Annotated in this window: 16 protein-coding genes; all 16 read right to left on the reverse strand. The window is 32.4% G+C overall.

All coding sequences use genetic code 11. The features are described from left to right. Positions 1-427 precede the first annotated feature (427 nt). Entirely contained in the window at positions 428-1,915 is a 1,488-nt protein-coding gene (gene lysS / locus HMPREF3125_RS03575; protein ID WP_029056256.1) for a lysine--tRNA ligase, read from the reverse strand. 293 nt (positions 1,916-2,208) lie between these two features. Then, a complete protein-coding gene (folK, locus tag HMPREF3125_RS03580) occupies positions 2,209-2,688 on the reverse strand; it encodes a 2-amino-4-hydroxy-6-hydroxymethyldihydropteridine diphosphokinase (protein WP_070451998.1) in 480 nt (159 codons plus the stop codon). Beyond that, positions 2,689-3,054 carry a dihydroneopterin aldolase gene (gene folB, locus HMPREF3125_RS03585; RefSeq protein ID WP_017638125.1) on the reverse strand — a complete coding sequence of 122 codons (366 nt, stop codon included), beginning with the start codon at positions 3,052-3,054 and terminating at the stop codon, positions 2,689-2,691. It lies immediately after the preceding gene. After that, a complete protein-coding gene (folP, locus tag HMPREF3125_RS03590; RefSeq protein ID WP_017638126.1) occupies positions 3,032-3,835 on the reverse strand; it encodes a dihydropteroate synthase in 804 nt (267 codons plus the stop codon). The genes folB and folP overlap by 23 nt, the downstream gene beginning before the upstream one ends. 197 nt (positions 3,836-4,032) lie before the next feature. Continuing rightward, positions 4,033-4,965 (reverse strand): cysteine synthase A, encoded by a 933-nt coding sequence (gene cysK, locus HMPREF3125_RS03595; RefSeq protein ID WP_070451999.1) that lies wholly within the window; start codon positions 4,963-4,965, stop codon positions 4,033-4,035. Between the two features lie 195 nt (positions 4,966-5,160). Next, on the reverse strand, positions 5,161-6,042 hold the full coding sequence (gene hslO, locus HMPREF3125_RS03600) for an Hsp33 family molecular chaperone HslO (RefSeq protein ID WP_070452002.1): 882 nt from the start codon (positions 6,040-6,042) through the stop codon (positions 5,161-5,163). Positions 6,043-6,290: 248 nt separating this feature from the next. Further along, positions 6,291-8,351 carry an ATP-dependent zinc metalloprotease FtsH gene (gene ftsH, locus HMPREF3125_RS03605; RefSeq protein WP_017638129.1) on the reverse strand — a complete coding sequence of 687 codons (2,061 nt, stop codon included), beginning with the start codon at positions 8,349-8,351 and terminating at the stop codon, positions 6,291-6,293. 278 nt (positions 8,352-8,629) lie between these two features. Further along, the gene (gene hpt, locus HMPREF3125_RS03610) at positions 8,630-9,166 is read right to left on the reverse strand and encodes a hypoxanthine phosphoribosyltransferase (RefSeq protein WP_070452004.1); all 537 of its coding nucleotides are present in this window, start codon (positions 9,164-9,166) and stop codon (positions 8,630-8,632) included. Between the two features lie 3 nt (positions 9,167-9,169). Next, positions 9,170-10,468: a tRNA lysidine(34) synthetase TilS gene (gene tilS, locus HMPREF3125_RS03615; protein WP_070452006.1), complete on the reverse strand. Its 1,299-nt coding sequence runs from the start codon at positions 10,466-10,468 to the stop codon at positions 9,170-9,172. A 157-nt stretch (positions 10,469-10,625) separates the two neighbouring features. Beyond that, a complete protein-coding gene (locus tag HMPREF3125_RS03620) occupies positions 10,626-11,033 on the reverse strand; it encodes a S1 domain-containing RNA-binding protein (RefSeq protein WP_029056251.1) in 408 nt (135 codons plus the stop codon). 93 nt (positions 11,034-11,126) lie between these two features. Next, a complete protein-coding gene (gene divIC, locus HMPREF3125_RS03625; protein WP_017638133.1) occupies positions 11,127-11,525 on the reverse strand; it encodes a cell division protein DivIC in 399 nt (132 codons plus the stop codon). A 20-nt stretch (positions 11,526-11,545) separates the two neighbouring features. Then, a complete protein-coding gene (locus HMPREF3125_RS03630) occupies positions 11,546-11,812 on the reverse strand; it encodes an RNA-binding S4 domain-containing protein (protein WP_046467536.1) in 267 nt (88 codons plus the stop codon). Continuing rightward, positions 11,812-12,999, reverse strand: a complete 1,188-nt coding sequence (locus HMPREF3125_RS03635) for a MazG nucleotide pyrophosphohydrolase domain-containing protein (protein ID WP_070452010.1) — start codon at positions 12,997-12,999, stop codon at positions 11,812-11,814. The genes HMPREF3125_RS03630 and HMPREF3125_RS03635 overlap by 1 nt, the downstream gene beginning before the upstream one ends. Beyond that, complete coding sequence (locus HMPREF3125_RS03640; protein WP_046467535.1) at positions 12,999-14,525, reverse strand: polysaccharide biosynthesis protein; 1,527 nt, start codon at positions 14,523-14,525, stop codon at positions 12,999-13,001. The genes HMPREF3125_RS03635 and HMPREF3125_RS03640 overlap by 1 nt, the downstream gene beginning before the upstream one ends. After that, the gene (gene mfd, locus HMPREF3125_RS03645; protein WP_070452013.1) at positions 14,515-18,024 is read right to left on the reverse strand and encodes a transcription-repair coupling factor; all 3,510 of its coding nucleotides are present in this window, start codon (positions 18,022-18,024) and stop codon (positions 14,515-14,517) included. Before mfd ends, HMPREF3125_RS03640 begins: the two co-directional genes overlap by 11 nt. Beyond that, positions 18,021-18,593, reverse strand: coding sequence for an aminoacyl-tRNA hydrolase (gene pth, locus HMPREF3125_RS03650; protein ID WP_070452015.1), 573 nt, complete (start codon positions 18,591-18,593; stop codon positions 18,021-18,023). The genes mfd and pth overlap by 4 nt, the downstream gene beginning before the upstream one ends. Positions 18,594-18,691: the final 98 nt, after the last annotated feature.

Here is an 18,691-nt window from a genome sequence, read left to right on the forward strand (position 1 = left end):
GTTCGGCATGGGAACAGGTGTGACCTCTTTGCTATTGTCACCAGACAAATTAACTTACTTTATTAATGATAAACGTTTGTTTGATTGATTTCAATAGTCAATTTTACACTTTATTAAAAAGAATTTTACATTCTCTTTACTTCCTCTGTGTTTTTGACGACTTTTATATATTACTTCATTTGTTTTATAAAGTCAATGGTTTGTTTCAAGTTTTTTAAAAAACTTAGAATTAAGTCCGTTCAACTTTTCCACTTGAATTATTCTATCACATCTCTACTCACTAAACTATAGGTATTATTACTTTCTATCAATAAATTTGTTACTTTTTCAAACTAAAGGTAACAAATTGTTTAATCATTATTTTTCATTTTTATAATAAAACAAAAGCACTAACCACCTGAGTGATTAGTGCTTATATAGAAATCATTTATTTTTGTCTCATATATGGGAATAATAATACATCTCTAATTGATGGAGAATCAGTTAATAGCATAACCAATCTATCAATTCCGATTCCTAAACCACCTGTTGGAGGCATACCATATTCTAATGCTTCAATATAGTCTTCATCCATTTCATGCGCTTCATCATTACCTTGTTCTTTTTCAACTAATTGAGCTTCAAATCTTTCTTTTTGATCGATAGGATCATTTAACTCAGTGAATGCATTGGCATGTTCTCTACCTACAATGAATAGCTCGAATCTGTCTGTAAATCTTGGATCTTCCGGATTCTTTTTAGCCAACGGTGAAATATCAATTGGATGACCGTATATAAACGTTGGTTGAATTAATGTTTCTTCTACTTTTTGTTCAAAGAATTCATTTAATATGTGACCATACTTCATGTTTTCAGTAATTTCAATACCATGTTCTTTAGCTAGTGCTTTAGCTTCTTCATCTGATTTAACTTCATAAAAGTTTACGCCAGTAGCTTCTTTAACTGCATCAACAATGTGCAATCTTGTCCAAGAAGACTCTAAGTCGATTTCAGTACCATTATATTGAACTTTAGCTGAACCAAGCACTTCTTGTGCAATGTGTCTAACCATTGATTCTGTTAGGTCCATAATGTCATGATAATCTGCATATGCCTCATATAATTCAATCATTGTGAATTCTGGATTATGTCGTGTAGATACACCTTCGTTACGGAATACACGTCCGATTTCGTATACTTTTTCTAGTCCACCTACAATTAATCGTTTTAAATGTAGTTCGATAGCAATACGCATATATAAAGTAGCATCTAATGCATTGTGATGAGTAACAAATGGTCTAGCAGCAGCACCACCAGCAATTTGGTGCATCATAGGCGTTTCTACTTCTAAGAAACCTTGTTTGTTTAAGTAATTACGCATTTCTTGAATAATCTTACTACGATTAATAAATGTACGCGTACTATCTTGGTTAGTGATTAAATCTAAGTAACGTTGACGGTAACGTTGCTCAATATCTTGCAATCCATGGAATTTATCAGGTAATGGTCTTAAAGCTTTAGTTAATAAAGTAAATGATTTAGCTTTTACTGATAATTCACCAGTATTAGTTTTGAACATTACACCTTCAACACCAACAATGTCTCCTAAGTCAGCGTTTTTCCATAAATCAAATTGTTCATCTCCAACTTGATCTTTTCTTACATAGATTTGGATTTGCCCTGATAAATCTTGAACATGTGCAAATCCCGCTTTACCTTTACCACGTTTAGTCATAATGCGTCCAGCTATAGCTACATGGCTTTGTTCTTCTTTTTCATGTAATTCTTCTTTTGAGAATTCGTCCCAATCTGTTTTTAGCTCAGATGCTGATGCAGAACGATCATATCTTTGACCAAATGGATCAATTCCTAAATCTCTTAATTCTTGTAATTTTTGTCGACGGACCTGCATTTGGTCATTCATTTCTTCTGACATAACTTTCTCTCCTTTAGGCTTCTTGTTTTCAGTTAATTATTTTATACGTTCTAGTTGGAAATATTATAAATTAGCAACCATTTGTTGTTCTATTGATACTTGATACAATGTTTTTAATTCCAAAAATTATTTTAGCACTTTTAAGATGCTAAAAGCATATTTCCCTTTTCTATAACATAACGTCAATATAGTTACCTTTCAATTCTACTAAACCATAAAGATGTTATAAAGGAATTTTTACTTTATCCTAACGCATGAGTTTAAATCCATTATAAAATAAATGCTTTTTCAATTTATTCTTTGTACTTTTTAACTGTATTATCCTCAGTGACTATTGACCCAATCGTTTTATTAAAGCGAGGTTCAATTTGTTTAGAGGCAATGTCGTTCAATGGAATCAATACAAAAGCACGCTCAACCATTCTAGGATGAGGTACTACCAAATCATTCTCTTCTATAATGTTATTTCCATATAATAATATATCTATATCTAATGTACGAGGTCCCCATCTAATTTTTCTAACACGATGAAGTTCTTGTTCTGTATCTAAACAACATGTTAACAATTGTCTTGCTGTTAATGTTGTTTCAATTTCTATACATAAATTTAAAAATTTAGGCTGATCGGTATACCCTACTGGATCTGTTTCATATATAGGGGATATATCTGTAACATCAATATTTTCGTATTGATTTAAGATTTGAATAGCTTGCTTTAATTGTTGCTCTCTGTCGCCTATATTACTTCCCAAACCTAAATATGCTTTAATCATTTAATGACTCTCCCTCACTATTTCAATACCTACTCCATCGTAGTGACCAGGTATAGGTGGGTTCTCTTTAGTGATTCTAACTTTTGTTTCCATTACACGATTATAGTGTGAATTTATACGTTTTGCAATACGTTCAGCTAGATGCTCGAGTAAATTCGAAGGCTCACCCTCAACAATAGATTTTACATCTTCAAACACTTCTCCATAATGGACTGTATCCTTTACATCATCTGACTTACCAGCGTCTTTCAAATCAACTTTTAAAGTGAGATCTACAACAAATATTTGTCCTATTTCATTTTCAGCTGACAATGCCCCATGATATCCGTAAAAACGCATTCCATTAAGAAATATGATGTCTTTCATTTTCATTCTCCTTTAAAAAGTCCATACCTTGTGCAATTCGAGCGTTGAGTTCGACATGGTGAACTCTGACAGCTTTAACGCCCTTCATTATACCATAGGCAGTTGTTGATGCTGTAGCTTCATCCCTCTCTAAAGGTTTGGTATCTTTACCTATCATTTCCTTAATAAACCTTTTACGACTAGTCGCAAGTAATACCGGATATTCTGTAGCTACTAATTCATCAAGTCGAGCCATCACTTCATTTTCTTCTTCACGTGTTTTCGCAAAACCTATACCTGGATCAAGCCAAATTTTTTCTTGAGGAATACCAGCCATCTCAGCTTTATTAGCTTGCGATAATAAAGTTACTAACATTTCATCGACAACTGGTTTATCTCTTTGTCCATCACCATTATGCATAAGTACGATTTCTGCATTGTAATTAGCGACAACTTCAAATATTTTAGGATCAAACAATCCAGCCCATTGATCATTAATCATTGTAGCGCCTAATTTTAAACAAGCTTCAGCTACTTCACTTCTATATGTATCTATTGATATTTGTGTATCGAGTTCTATTAAAGACTTAACTACAGGTACAACTCTATCTAACTCTTCCTCAAGCGTAATTTCTTTATATCCTGGTCTTGTTGATACACCACCTACATCAATAATATCAACACCTTCATTTATCATTTCTTTCGCTCTTTCAACCGCATTTTCAACTGAATTGTATTTTCCACCATCTGAAAATGAGTCTGGCGTAACGTTAAGTATGCCCATAATTTTTGTTTTTGACATTTAATCACCTTTTCATTTCATTAATATAAACATCATTAGTCTCACTTATAATGATATCATTACTCACATAATAATTTCAGTGTCAAAATCAGAATGTTCGATAATTATATCGATTAATCTGTAAATAAAATGATTTCACTTACAATAAGACATAAAAAATAGCGGAGTTACACACCCCGCTAATACATCTATTATAATTAATCATCGAATGAGTATAAAGGTGTAGATAAGTAACGTTCACCATTACTTGGTAATACTGTTACTACTGTTTTACCTTTACCTAATTCTTTTGCTTTTTGAATGGCTGCATGAATAGCTGCACCTGAAGAAATACCTGATAAGATACCTTCTTCTTTAGCAACACGACGTGCCATTTCCATTGCTGTTTCATTTCCTACTTTAATAATACTGTCGTAAATATCAGTATTTAACGTATCTGGAACAAATCCTGCACCTAAACCTTGTAATTTATGTGGTCCTGGTTCTCCACCACTAAGTACTGGAGATGCTTCTGGTTCAATAGCCACAATTTCAATTTCAGGATATTGTTTTCTTAATACTTTACCTACACCTGAAAGTGTACCACCAGTTCCAACACCAGCTAAGAACGCATCAATTTTTTTACCTTCAAATTGTTCTACTAATTCTGGACCTGTTGTAAGTTCATGAATTTCAGGGTTTGCTTGGTTTTCGAATTGTTGTGGTTCAAAATAACCGTGTTCTTCTTTTAATTCTTTAGCTTTTTTAATAGCGCCTTTCATAGCTTCTGATCCTGGAGTTAATACTAATTCAGCACCATATGCTTTTAATAAGTTACGACGTTCTTGACTCATTGTTTCAGGCATAGTAAATACTGCTTTATAACCTTTTGCTGCACAGACAAATGCTAAACCAATACCTGTGTTACCACTTGTAGGTTCTACAATTGTATCACCAGGTATAATTTTTCCTTCTTTTTCAGCTTTTTCAATCATAGCTAATGCGATACGGTCTTTTACTGAACCGCCTGGATTTTGATATTCTAATTTAACATAAATATCTGCTGCATCTTCATCAACAACATTTCTCAACTTAACTACAGGTGTATTTCCAATTATTTGTGTTATATTTTCTACTGGTTTTTGTGCCATTAAAAACACTCCTTTTCAACGAAATTAATAAAGCTTAGTCTTTTTATCGGATATCTTTATTCTATCAGAATTTTCTCAAAATACAAATATATTTTATTTATACTGAAATTGAGTAATTGTTATACATTTTAAAATCTTCCCTAAACCAAATTAAAGTAAACGTTAACTCAAAATACTACCAATTTATTAATTAATTTAAGCCATAGATTCTAATAATTGATTTAATTCGGATTCACTATAATTGTATTTATTACCACAGAAGTGACAAACTGCTTCTGCACCATGATCTTCTTTAATCATATCGGATATTTCAGCTTCTCCTAATCCTTTGATTGCGTTCAAGAATTTTTCATGACTGCAATTACATTCGAATTGTACTGGAGAAGTTTCCAATATTTGAACGTTATCTTCTCCAAGTATTTCATTTAAAATACCTTCAGGTGTTAGGCCTTGTTCAATTAATTTAGATACAGGTGTCATTTGGTTAATAGCTTCTTCCAACTTATTAATAGTTTCTTCTTTAGCTCCCGGCATTACTTGTATAATAAATCCACCGGCTGCTTTAATTGTGTTATCAGGATTAACAAGTACACCTAATCCAACTGATGAAGGTGTTTGTTCACTTGTAGCATAATAATAAGTGAAGTCTTCTCCTAATTCACCTGATACAATTGGACTTGATCCAGAAAAGTAATCTTTCATACCTACATCTTTAACTACTTGAATTGAGCCTTCTGTCCCAACTGCTCTTCTTACATCTAATTTTCCTTGTTCATTTAAAGGAAAATGCGTTTGTGGATGGTCTACGTAAGCGCGTACGTTACCTTTTGCATCCGCATCCGCAATAATTTTCCCTATTGGACCGCGACCATCAACTGTTACTGTTAATTTTTGAGTTCCTTTTAACATTGCGCCCATCATTACCGTAGCAGTCATTGTTCTTCCAATTGCTGCTGAGGCTGTTGGCCATGTATAGTGTCTTGTTTGTGCTTCTTGAACTGATTCAGTTGTTAATGAAGCATATGCTCTTATTTCTCCATCAAATGCTAGGGCTTTAACTATATAATCATGTGTCATTATTTATTTCTCCTTTTAATGAGGTTCTCTATTATTTATCATTTTATATTTTGAATATCATTTTCGAATAACTATTATACATCTGTTGCTTATTTTCATGAAATTATTTGTTTCACATTATATTTACTTTGCTTTTTAAAAGAAGAATCGAGTTTCGCTATAGTCTAAGCTAACTTTCTTCTCTCACTATTACTAATATAAAAAACATCCCCTTACTATTACAGTAAGGGGATTGAACTAAGAACTAATTATTCTCTATGATTTGGATCATTAGGATTATATGGTTTATCAATGTTTGGTGATTGTTCATGTCCTGTTGATTCAGTATCTGATTCATCATTATCATGATCACTTTCACCGTCATTATTATCTAAAGATTGTTCTTTTCGAACATCTTCGTATGATTTACCATATTTACCGTCTTTGAATTCTGAGTCAGTTTCTGTTACAACTTCTGCAGAATCATAATCAACTTCAGGTAATTTACCTTCATGGAATAATGATTGAATTTGTTCTGCAACCAATGTTTCCTCAGTAAGTAATGTCTTAGCAATAAGTTTTAATTGTTCTTGATGTTCTAATAAGATTTCTTTACAACGTTCATATTGTTCTTTAACAATACGTTGTACTTCTTTATCAATTTCATAAGCAATTTGACCTGAGTAATTTGGTTCACCTTGCATATCTTTACCTAAGAATACTTGGCCATTACCGCTACTAGAGAATTGTAAAGGTCCGAGTTTTTTACTCATACCATATTCAGTAACCATTGATCGAGCAATTTGTGTAGCTCTTTCAAAGTCGTTTGAAGCACCAGTAGAAACCTCACCGAAGTTAATATCTTCTGATACACGACCACCAAGTAAACCACAAATTTTATCTAATAGTTCCGGTTCTGTCATTAAGAATCGATCTTGTTTAGGTAACATCATCGCATAACCACCAGCTTGTCCACGTGGAACGATAGTCACTTTGTGAACAACTTCTGCTTCATCAAGTACCATACCAATAATAGTATGACCAGCTTCATGGTGAGCAACAATATTTCTTTCTTTATCAGAGATAACACGTGATTTCTTAGCTGGACCAGCGATGACACGGTCTGTCGCTTCTTCTATATCACGCATATCAATTTTGTTCTTGCCTTCACGTGCAGCAATTAATGATGCTTCGTTTAATAAGTTTTCTAAGTCAGCACCAGAGAAACCTGGTGTTCTTTGAGAAATAGCTTTTAAATCAACAGTTTCATCAAGTGGTTTGTTTTTAGCATGTACATGTAAAATAGCCTCACGACCCTTAACATCGGGACGACCAACTTGAATTTGTCTGTCAAAACGTCCAGGACGTAATAACGCTGGGTCTAAAATGTCAGGACGGTTTGTAGCAGCAATCATGATGATACCTTCATTTTCACCAAAGCCATCCATTTCAACTAATAATTGGTTAAGTGTTTGTTCACGTTCGTCGTGTCCACCACCAACACCTGCACCACGTTGACGACCTACAGCATCGATTTCATCGATAAAGATAATACATGGTGCATTTTTCTTAGCATTTTCAAATAAGTCACGTACACGACTTGCACCAACACCGACAAACATCTCAACGAAGTCTGAACCACTAATTGAGAAGAATGGTGCGCCGGCTTCACCAGCAACAGCACGTGCAAGTAATGTTTTACCAGTACCTGGAGGTCCAACAAGTAAAACACCTTTTGGTATTCTAGAACCCATTTGTTTAAATTTCTTGTTATCTTTTAAGAAGTCTACAATTTCTACAAGTTCTTGTTTCTCTTCATCTGCACCTGCAACATCTGAGAAACGAACACGGCGTTTACTGCTATCGTACATTTTAGCTTTGGATTTACCAAAGTTCATCATACGACCGCCGCCACCGCCACCTTGAGCTTGGCTAAGGAAGAAAATAAATAATAATGCAATGATTAAAACAGGAATCAATGTTGTTAGAATACTAACAAACACACTTTGTTCTTCTTCTTCTTTAACTGTAAATTTCAATCCATCTTGTTTCTGAGCTGTATCAGTAATTTTTTGTAAATCTTTTTCGTTGTTAAATAAAATTGTTGATGAATAATCTTCACCTTTTTTTGTTTTACCGCTTACCATGTATACGTTTTGTTCAGGTTGAATTTCTAATGATTTTAAATCGCCTTTATCCAATTTACTAACAAACTGCGTATATGTAAGTTGCTTTGGCATATTTCCATTACCATTTAGGAAAGAAAAAAGGCCAAATATTATAACGCCTATAATTGCGATAACTAGCACATTGCGAAACGCTTTCTGCATGTGTCATTTCCTCCTACTTCCAATAATAAAACTAACAAAAATTGTAACACAATACATCTTGACCAGGCTACTATTTCAACTTTAGTATTGGTTCTTCAATTTTAGTCAACTTCCACTATATAGATTTTTAATTTTTAGTTATATCATGATTTAAAAATAAGTAATGTCATGTTTAATTTAGACATCGTGATTTAAATTGAGTCTACACTAAAATGATGTTTAATCATAGTAATAAAACATCGCACCCAACTTTTTAACATCGAAATTAACTTGTTACTTTATGAATATACTTCCGGTTTTAAAGTACCGATGTAAGGTAAGTTTCTATAATGTTCACCGTAATCAAGTCCGTATCCAACTACAAACTCGTCAGGAATTTTTTTACCTACGTATTTTGCTTCAATATTAGCTTTTCTACGATTTGGTTTATCTAATAAAGTAACAATTTCTAATGAGTTTACTTTTCTTGATTGTAATAATTCAGTAATTGATTTCAATGTTGTACCAGTTTCTAAAATATCTTCAATAATTAAGACATCTTTGTTTTCAATAGAAGAACCTAAATCTTTGATGATTTGTACTTCACCAGTTGATTCAGTACCACCGTGATAACTTGATACATCCATAAAATCAATCGATAAATGTGTATCAATACGTTTGATTAAATCCGCCATAAACATGACTGATCCTTTTAAAATCCCAATACAAACAAGTGGTTTATCTTGATAATCTTTAGTCAACTGTTCTCCTAAGTTCTTACAAATGGTTTGAATTTCTTCTTCACTCATTACAATATTTTTTATATCCTTATGCATTTGCTATTCATCTCCAATATTTCTAATGTTTATATAATGTTTATAGTTTTTATTGATATATAACTGACCCACAGCGATAACATTTCCCTCTGCATTAATAACAATTGGTAAACGATTGCGTTCAATAGCCTCGATTTTACAATCAATCAATAACCGACTTACTTTTTTATGTTTATTTTCACTACCGTTTAATAAAAAACGGTCACCATTTTGACGTGTTCTTATAGTTAATGGTAATTGTTCTAACGGGAAATCTGATTGTATGATAATTTCATAATCTCCAAAGTGATATGTATGAGGTGTTTCGATGACTTTTATTGAACTTACATCGTTCATTTCTGTATTAGTCATTATTATAAATGTATCATATGAAATTTGAATTATCCATTTATCTGTAATATCAATCGTAAATTGTGATTTTTGACTTGCAAATTGGTCAAACCATGACTGATACATTTTATCAGATATTGAAGTTGCTAAGGAGATTTTTTCAAATATTTGGTCAAGTACATGCACCTTTACATTATCTGTTAATTGATTAAAGCTGGTTCTTGGAATAGTAATTTTAGTTCGATTCGCCTTTATAAGAGCTTGTTCATCAATAAATTGGCTCGCTAAATTGCGAAGTGTTTCTAATTCTTGATCATGCCAAGATTTTAACTTTAATAAGTGGTCGATACTTAATTGCTCGTTGTCTAAAATCGCAGGTAAAATACGATTACGTATATCATTTCTTACATATACGTTTTTGTGATTTGATGCATCTTCATAAAATGGAACATGAAATTCCGATTGATACTTCTTAATTTGATCTTTAGAAATATTTAATAACGGCCGACAAAGTTTATAATGTTGACGATTTGATTCATAAGCAATGCCCAGAGTACTACGAGTAAATCTCCCTGTAAACAACCTATAAAATATAGTCTCAATTTGATCATCTTGATGATGTGCTGTTAATAATACATCAGCCTTAAGTTTTTTCATCATAAAATCAAACCAGTCGTAGCGATATTGACGCGATTCGTTTTGAATACTATTTCCCGCTTCTACGATATTATTTAAATCAAGGTGTTTAATATAATAGTCAATATGGTGTTTTTCGCAAAACGTTTTAAAGAACGTTTCTTCCTCTGCTGATTCTTGTCGTAAGCCATGATTAACATGAATGCATGTTAATTTACGATATGTATGTTGATATTCATTTAATAAAAGATGTAATAGGCACATGCTATCTATTCCTGTTGATACAGCTAATACAATATGGTCATCTTTTGACCAACCTGTTGAATTCATTTCCATCAACTATTCACCTCCGCACAAGCTAATCAAATACCAAATCATCATTACAATAAAAATAGACTGCTCCTTCATCAAGAAACAGTCTTAGATTGTCTGTCCATTTACAGAAACTCACAATACAAAATTTATATTATTGTAACAGACTTAATTTATGAAATTAACGTTTTGAACCTTTACCGCCGCGTCTAGATTCAGTTTGACGTTTTATAGAAGTTAATTTATCTTCACTATCTTTTAAGAAGTTACTCAATTTCTTTTCAAAGTCTTCACCTTTTGGCGCTGGTTTACTTTGATTTGATTTATTATTATGATGTGGTTTACGTTGTGGGCGATCTTTAGCCTTTTTAATTGAAAGACTAATTTTGCCATCATCTGCAATTGAAAGTACTTTTACTTCTACTTCATCACCTAAAGATAAATGATCTTCCACATTTTCAACGTAGTTATCAGCCACTTCACTAATATGGACTAAGCCACTTTTCCCTTCAGGTAACTCAACGAATGCACCGAATTTTTTAATACCAGTGACTTTACCTTTAAGCTTGTTTCCTACTTCGATTGACATATTCTAAATAAATCCTCCCGATTTCATTCGATTTTAACTTTATTATATTCCTGTTGAAGCAATTTCACAATGCTATAATGAGATTTACTTTAATTAATTATCACTATCTGACGACTTAGACTTAGAGGATTTATTATCATTTGGCAACCTAAAAATAACTTCGCCTTTATTACTTAAATAATAATCATCTCGTGCCACTTTTTCTACGTAATCTTTATCATTTAAATTGTTTAGTTTCTCTTTTAAAGCAATCTCTTCATCTTGCTTTTTTTGATATTGTTCTTCTTTATGTTTTCGTTCTACAGCGTCTTTATCATTGCTGTGCTTTTGGACGACAAGCATAATGCATAATAAGATGATTATTGCTAACATGATTCCGCCAAATAAAGTGATTCTTCGGCGAACAACACGCATCTTTTTGCGTTGTCTTTGTTTCTTTTGGTTTTCTTTAGATGTATATTGATTACCAATATTTTCAACTTTATTATTCATTGCTTGTCACCTCTCTTTGTTTATTCAGATTCATTAATACGCTCTTCTTTAACTAATTCGTACATACCTTTAGCATTCTCTTTAGAAGCATGCTCATTTAATCCTGTAACATTAACAGTCACAAGTTTCTGTCCGAAGCGAATAACTAATACATCTCCAACTTTAACATCTGTTCCTGCTTTTGCTACATTGCCATTAATTGTAATACGTCCTTGATCACTAATTTCTTTAGCCAATGTACGACGTTTGATTAATCTAGATACTTTTAAAAATTTATCTAATCTCATTAATGATTCTCTCCTTGCTCTAAATATTGTTTAAGAGCCACTTCATCAAAATCTTTATTTTTTGTTTTATCATACAATGACATGAAATGGTCTGCAAATACTTTCTCAAATTTCACACGTGGTTGTTTGCCTTCCTTGGATTTAGCCGTCGCCCAAATTGATTTTAAATCATCAATTGATTCTGCTGATGCATCACTAAATATATGAGGATGTCGACGAATCATTTTAGCATTTAAGCTGGCAATCACTTCTTTAACATCAAAATAGCCTTCTTTTTTACCAATGCTTGTATGCAGTAACACTTGTAACAGTATATCTCCAAGTTCTTCTACCATGTGCCAATCATCTTCATTATCGATAGCTTCAAATAACTCAAACGTTTCTTCTAGTAAATAACGTTTAAGCGTTTGATGTGTTTGAACTTTGTCCCAAGGGCAACCTTTTTCATCATCAACTAATAAATCAATCGTCTGCTCTGCAAAATCAAAGTCATTATAAAGTGCCTCTGATCCTATAACTTGAGGGACAAAAACACTAGTTAAGTTATTAAACGCATCTTCAAAATGATCAAGTTCATATAATGCACATTGCGTCACTTGTGCTTCACCAGTACGTGCACCTGTCACAATTGCTACCTCATGTTCATCTGGATATCTTTCCATTAAAGTTAGCTTAATATCTGCTGCTACCATTTCACTATAAACTTGCGTAATAAGTGTATTTGTACGCACATTTAGTTGCACTTCTTTTAAAGATGTAGCATCAAGTAGTGTGAAACCATCATTAGGATCAACATTCACAGCTTCAAATACGTCATCGATGAAACTTTTACCACCTAGTACTTTTACATCTATATCGTTATTTTGTGCATGATACTCCATTAATTTCATAGTAGTCGTTTCTGCCACACGTGGATGCCCTGGAACTGCATAAACAATGTCTGATTGTTGTGCTTTATCAATCAATTGTTTAACAATTTCGTCATACACTTTTTCAAATTGGTCATTATTTTCATAAATATCATCGAAACCTTCAAATTCTATTTCATTTTTAAGGTCCTCAATAACTGGATGTTCAAGTGTACGTGCATATATCTTAGGTTGTTTTTGTATAAATCGATATATACCTAATGGCAAATCTTCTATACCATAGTTTCCTAAACCAATAATAGTAATAGTTTGTGTCATTAACGTCTTCCTCTCTTAAAATGATATAGCTTATCTCCTAAAGGTAAAAATTTAAGTTCTCTATAACTTAGTACATTAAAAATACCGACATATATCATAAACACACCTACGCCAATCAATGCACTAATCATTAAAGATATTAATCCAATTACACGACCATTAGATGGTAATACAAACATTATTATTTGGACTACAACTGACATTATAAACAGCCCGACCACTAATTTAATAATAAATTTACCCATTTGACTAAAATGATAGGATTTTAAGACTGCCCAATGTAATATAGCGCAAAAAATAATTAATGATAATACTGTACTTATACTTGCACCTAATATTTGTAATTGATGAATAAAAATAACATTCAATATAATCTTCATTAATAATCCGCTTATAAACCCAATTAAAATAGGCTTCGTATTATTAATTACTTGTAGTAAAGCTATATCCATCATGATTAATGATACACCAATTACTGTTAGCATATAAACACATAACGTGCTTGTTTGACTATCCGTCTTAAAAAACACTTGATTCATTAGCGGTAAAACATTAATTAGACCTACACCTGCTGCCGAACTAATTAAGACAGTTATTTTTAATGAGGCGTTAGCATATCGGTTCATTTGTATAGATTGCTTCTTTTGAATTGCATCAGTTAATAATGGAATTAAGACAAAACTAAATGTCGTTGTAACAATTAATCCCATTTGTATAAATGAAGCACCTCTATCATATACACCTTTTTGTTTAATCGCTTCTATAAACGTTAATCCTGTTGTTTTAAGCGTATGAATAACAGTAAAACTGTCTGCTACTTGCCATAAAATAACAATCAACTGACTTAATGCAAAAATAAGTATAGCAATGAGTAAGTTTTTCCAGCGGATTTTTTCTTTATCATTATTCAAATTTAATTTAAACGGTCGTTTAGCTAATAAATACAATGTCGAACCTAAAAATCCTATAGATGACGCAATAATTGCTAATGTTCCAGCTTGATATATAGACCAATGTTGTTTCACAAATAACAATATAGCTATCATGATTAAACATACTCGAATTAATTGTTCTATAACCTGGGAAATGGCGGGTATATTCATTTCTTGTTTTGATTGAAAATATCCTCTTAGGACACCTAATACACCTACAAAAATAAAACTAAAGCTTGCCATTCTAATCATCGGTGTTAAATGTACATCACCCATTAATTTAGAAATCATGTTTGCACTACTAAAAATCACAATACAAATTACAAAACCTACACTTTGTATTACTAATAATACTTTTGAAAAGTATTGTTCATGTTGGTCTTTTCTTAAATTTTGTGTCACAGCACTTGGAATGGCATTCATAGACAAAATCATACCTAGCGCTACAATGGGGTATATTTGTTGATATGCATATAAACCTTCATCACCAAGTATATTTTGATAAGGTATTCTATAAATCGCACTTAAAATTTTAATAACAATTAATGCAATCGTTAGTATCACTACACCATTAAATGCGGGTTTATGCTTCATCTTGAATACTCATACTTTCTTCAATGCATTTAACTAAGAATTTTAAGTTATCTAACCATTGCTTAGACTTAGTAAGTGTCACTTTCATAGTGCCATTCTCAACGCCAACTTTCATTGATCTACCAAGTGGTTGAGTATTTTTAAATAATGCTTCGCCATCTATATCAGTAGTAGATTTCTCTGATAATAAAATTTGAATTTGTTTACCTAAATCTTTAATTTTTGTAATACCTGCATATAAAGCATGCGTTTTGATTTCTACAATATCTAATAAACGTTCAACTTCGACTGGATATTCATTAAAACGATCGATTAATTCATCTTTGATATCCATAAGTTGTTCTTCTGATTCCACTTTTCGTAGTTTCTTATAAATTTCAATTTTAGCTTGTTCATTTTGAATGTATTCTGCTGGTAAATAGGCGTCTAAGTTGAGTTCAACTTCGACTTCAGGTGTATCTGGTGTTTCTTCTTTAATACCTCGTTTTTCATTAACTGCTTCTTCAAGCATTTGAGAGTATAAATCAAAGCCGACAGAATCTATAAATCCATGTTGCTGTTTACCAAGTAAATTACCGGCACCACGAATATTTAAATCACGCATAGCAATCTTGAATCCTGAACCTAGTTCAGTAAATTCTTTAATAGCTTGTAATCTTTCTTCAGCTGTTTCAGTTAATACTTTGTTTGTAGGGTGAAGGAAGTAAGCATAACCAATTCTACTTGAACGCCCTACACGTCCACGCAATTGATATAATTGACTTAGACCAAATCGATCCGCTTCTTCAATAATTAATGTATTGGCATTCGGAACATCTACACCTGTTTCGATAATCGTAGTCGTTACCAAAATATCATATTCGTGATTAATAAAACTCAACATCGTTTCTTCTAAATCTCGTTCTGTCATTTGACCGTGTGCAACAGCGATATTAGCATCAGGCATCAACATTTGAAGTTGTTCTCTCTTTTCATATATTGATTGAACTTTGTTATATAAATAAAATACTTGTCCGTCACGAGATAATTCTCTTTCTAACGCTTCTTTAATAAAATTCGTATTTTGTTCTAATACATACGTCTGTACTGGAAAACGATTTTCAGGTGGTGTTTCAATAACAGATAAGTCACGTACACCAAGCATACTCATATGCAATGTTCTAGGTATTGGAGTAGCTGTCAGTGTTAACACATCCACATTATTTTTCAATGTTTTAATTCTCTCTTTATGACGTACGCCAAAGCGTTGTTCTTCATCGACAATAAGCAATCCTAAATCTTTATAGTGTATATCTTTTCCAAGTAATTTATGAGTACCGACAACAATATCTACGTAACCAGATTTCAGTCCTTCTTTTGTTTCTTTTACCTCTTTTGTAGAACGGAAACGACTAATTAATTGAATTTCTACAGGGAAATCTTGCATACGTTCTATTAATGTTTCATAGTGTTGTTGTGCTAATATAGTAGTTGGTACTAAAAACGCAACTTGTTTACCTTCCATAACTGCTTTAAATGCAGCTCGTACAGCAACTTCTGTCTTACCGTAACCTACATCGCCACATAATAAGCGATCCATTGGACGTTCTCTTTCCATGTCACCTTTAATTTCTTCAATAGATTTACTTTGATCGGGTGTCAGTTCATATGGGAAGTCCAATTCGAAAGTAGATTGTTCTGCAGTGTCTGGGCCAAATTGGTAACCTACAGACATTTCTCTTTGTTTATATAAATCGATTAATTCGTCTGCAATATCCTCAACACTTTGTTGAACTTTTGCTTTAGTTTTTTTCCACTCTGTGCCACCAAGTTTGTTTAAACGTGGCGATTTATCTTCAGAAGCAACATATTTTTGTACTTGATCCATTTGATCTACAGGAACGAATAATTGATCGGTGCCCTTGTACTGTAACTTAATATAGTCTCTATGTTGTTCTCCAACTTCTAGCGTTTCTACACCTAAATATCGTCCTACACCGTGGTGGACATGGACGACATAGTCTCCTACATTTAAATCCTGATAGGACTTAATTTTTTCAGCATTAGACATTGTTTTCGTACGTTTACGTTGTTTTTTCTGTTTTGTTTTAAATAGTTCTCTTTCAGTTATCACAACTAATTGCATATAAGGTAATTCAAAACCTTCTGATAAGCTACCTTCTAAGACAACAGCTTGACCACTTGTCGAAGCTTGATCAATATTTGTCACTACAGGAATATGCATTTCGTTCAACATAGATTGTATGCGTTCTACTTTTGTTTCTGTCTCAACAAGAACGATAACAGCATATTCATTTTGAATAAATCTTTGGAATTCAGAACGCATAATATCATATTGACCATAAAACTGTTGAACTGGCTTACATGAAAACTTAATAATATGTTCTAATTCAACAGGCATAGATGACGTAAATAAAGTAAAGTAAGCAACCGGATTATCTTGTAGAAGATTTTCAAAGCCATCATACTGCATAAAACTTTGACCAATAAAACCATTACCACTTTCGATTAAGTTGCTTATAAAATCATCAACTTCAGTAGTCAAAGTTTCTTCTGTTTCTTTAATACGATTATATTCGTCAACTGCAATGACTACATCCTTAGAAAAATAATCAATAATAGTAGATGGTTGTTCATACATAAATGCCACTAATCTTCTTAACAATTGATGGTCAAAAAATGTAGATTCAAAGAGTTTGAAACTTTCATATGTTTCTTTCAAATCATTTCGTACAGATTTTTCTATTTTAGGTCTTGTTTCTTCATACGCTTCTTTTAAATGAGTTTGTAAATGATTGATGACCTCATCTGTAATAATATAATCACTCGCTGTCGTGATTTCTATACTTTCTAAATTATCATTAGATCTCTGAGTTTCAACATCAAAATCTCTAATAGAATCAATTTCTGTATCAAATAGTTCTATTCGGACAGGGGATCCAATTAGAGGATAAATATCAATGATTCCTCCTCTAAGAGAAAATTCCCCAATATGCGAAACCACACTTTCTCTGCGATATCCCATATTGACTAATTTATTTAAGAAATCATCAACTTCAATATCATCTCCAACATTCAATGTCATTTGATGATTGCGCCACATTTCTACCGGCGTTAACCATTTTTTCAATCCATTTAATGGGACGATAAATAACCCTTTCTTTCCATGAGCCAGTGCTGTTAGGGTTCTAACACGTTCACTCATGAGCTGAGGGCTTTGCGTAGAAAATTCTTCCGTCATGATATCTTGGACTGGATATTTATAAATTTCTTCATAACTGACGTATTGTAAAATATCTGCTTCGATTTTATCTGCTTGGTATAAGTTATTAGTCACTAATAACATTTGTTTATGGTCTGATAAATATTTTTCAGCAATCAATGTAGCTTTAGCTGAAGGGGATAGGCCAGTAACCAAAATATTATCTTGGCCAAACACTTGGTCTAATTCCTGAAAACGCTTATCTTCTTTTATATAGTTAGAAATGACTTGTCTCAATTGATTTCACCATTATATTCATTCATGACATTATCAAATCTAGATGTTTCTATAAATGCTTCCACTGCATTTGCTGAATGTTCAATGACTTTCTCCATTGTCATCATTTCTTCTTTTGAAAAGCGTTGTAATACATAATCAGGAACAGACATACCATTCGTAGGTCGACCAACACCTATACGAATTCTTTTAAATTGATCAGTACCTAGCATTTTAATAATAGACTTCATACCATTGTGACCACCAGCGCTGCCTTTTTGACGCAAACGCACGTGTCCTTGATCTAAATCTAAGTCATCATATAATACAATAAGATCTTCTACATCTATATTATAATAATCCATTAACGGGGCTACTGCCTCACCGGATAAATTCATCATTGTCATTGGTTCAATAAGTAAAACTTTGTCACCATTCATTCTTTCAATAGTGTATGCACCTTTAAATTTTTGCTTATCTAATTTAAATCCATGACGCTCTAATATATAGTCAATGACTTCGAAGCCAATATTGTGTCTTGTAAGTTCAAATCGTTTACCAATATTTCCAAGACCTACAATACATTTCATATGTCGTTACCTCCAAAATTAATGTTTATCATTTAGTGACTATTCTTCAAATGATATATTGTCTCCGATTAAAATAACCAATCGTAAGTTAATCTTTA

It is taken from the genome of Staphylococcus sp. HMSC13A10, assembly GCF_001808005.1.
GTDB classification, from domain to species: domain Bacteria; phylum Bacillota; class Bacilli; order Staphylococcales; family Staphylococcaceae; genus Staphylococcus; species Staphylococcus pasteuri.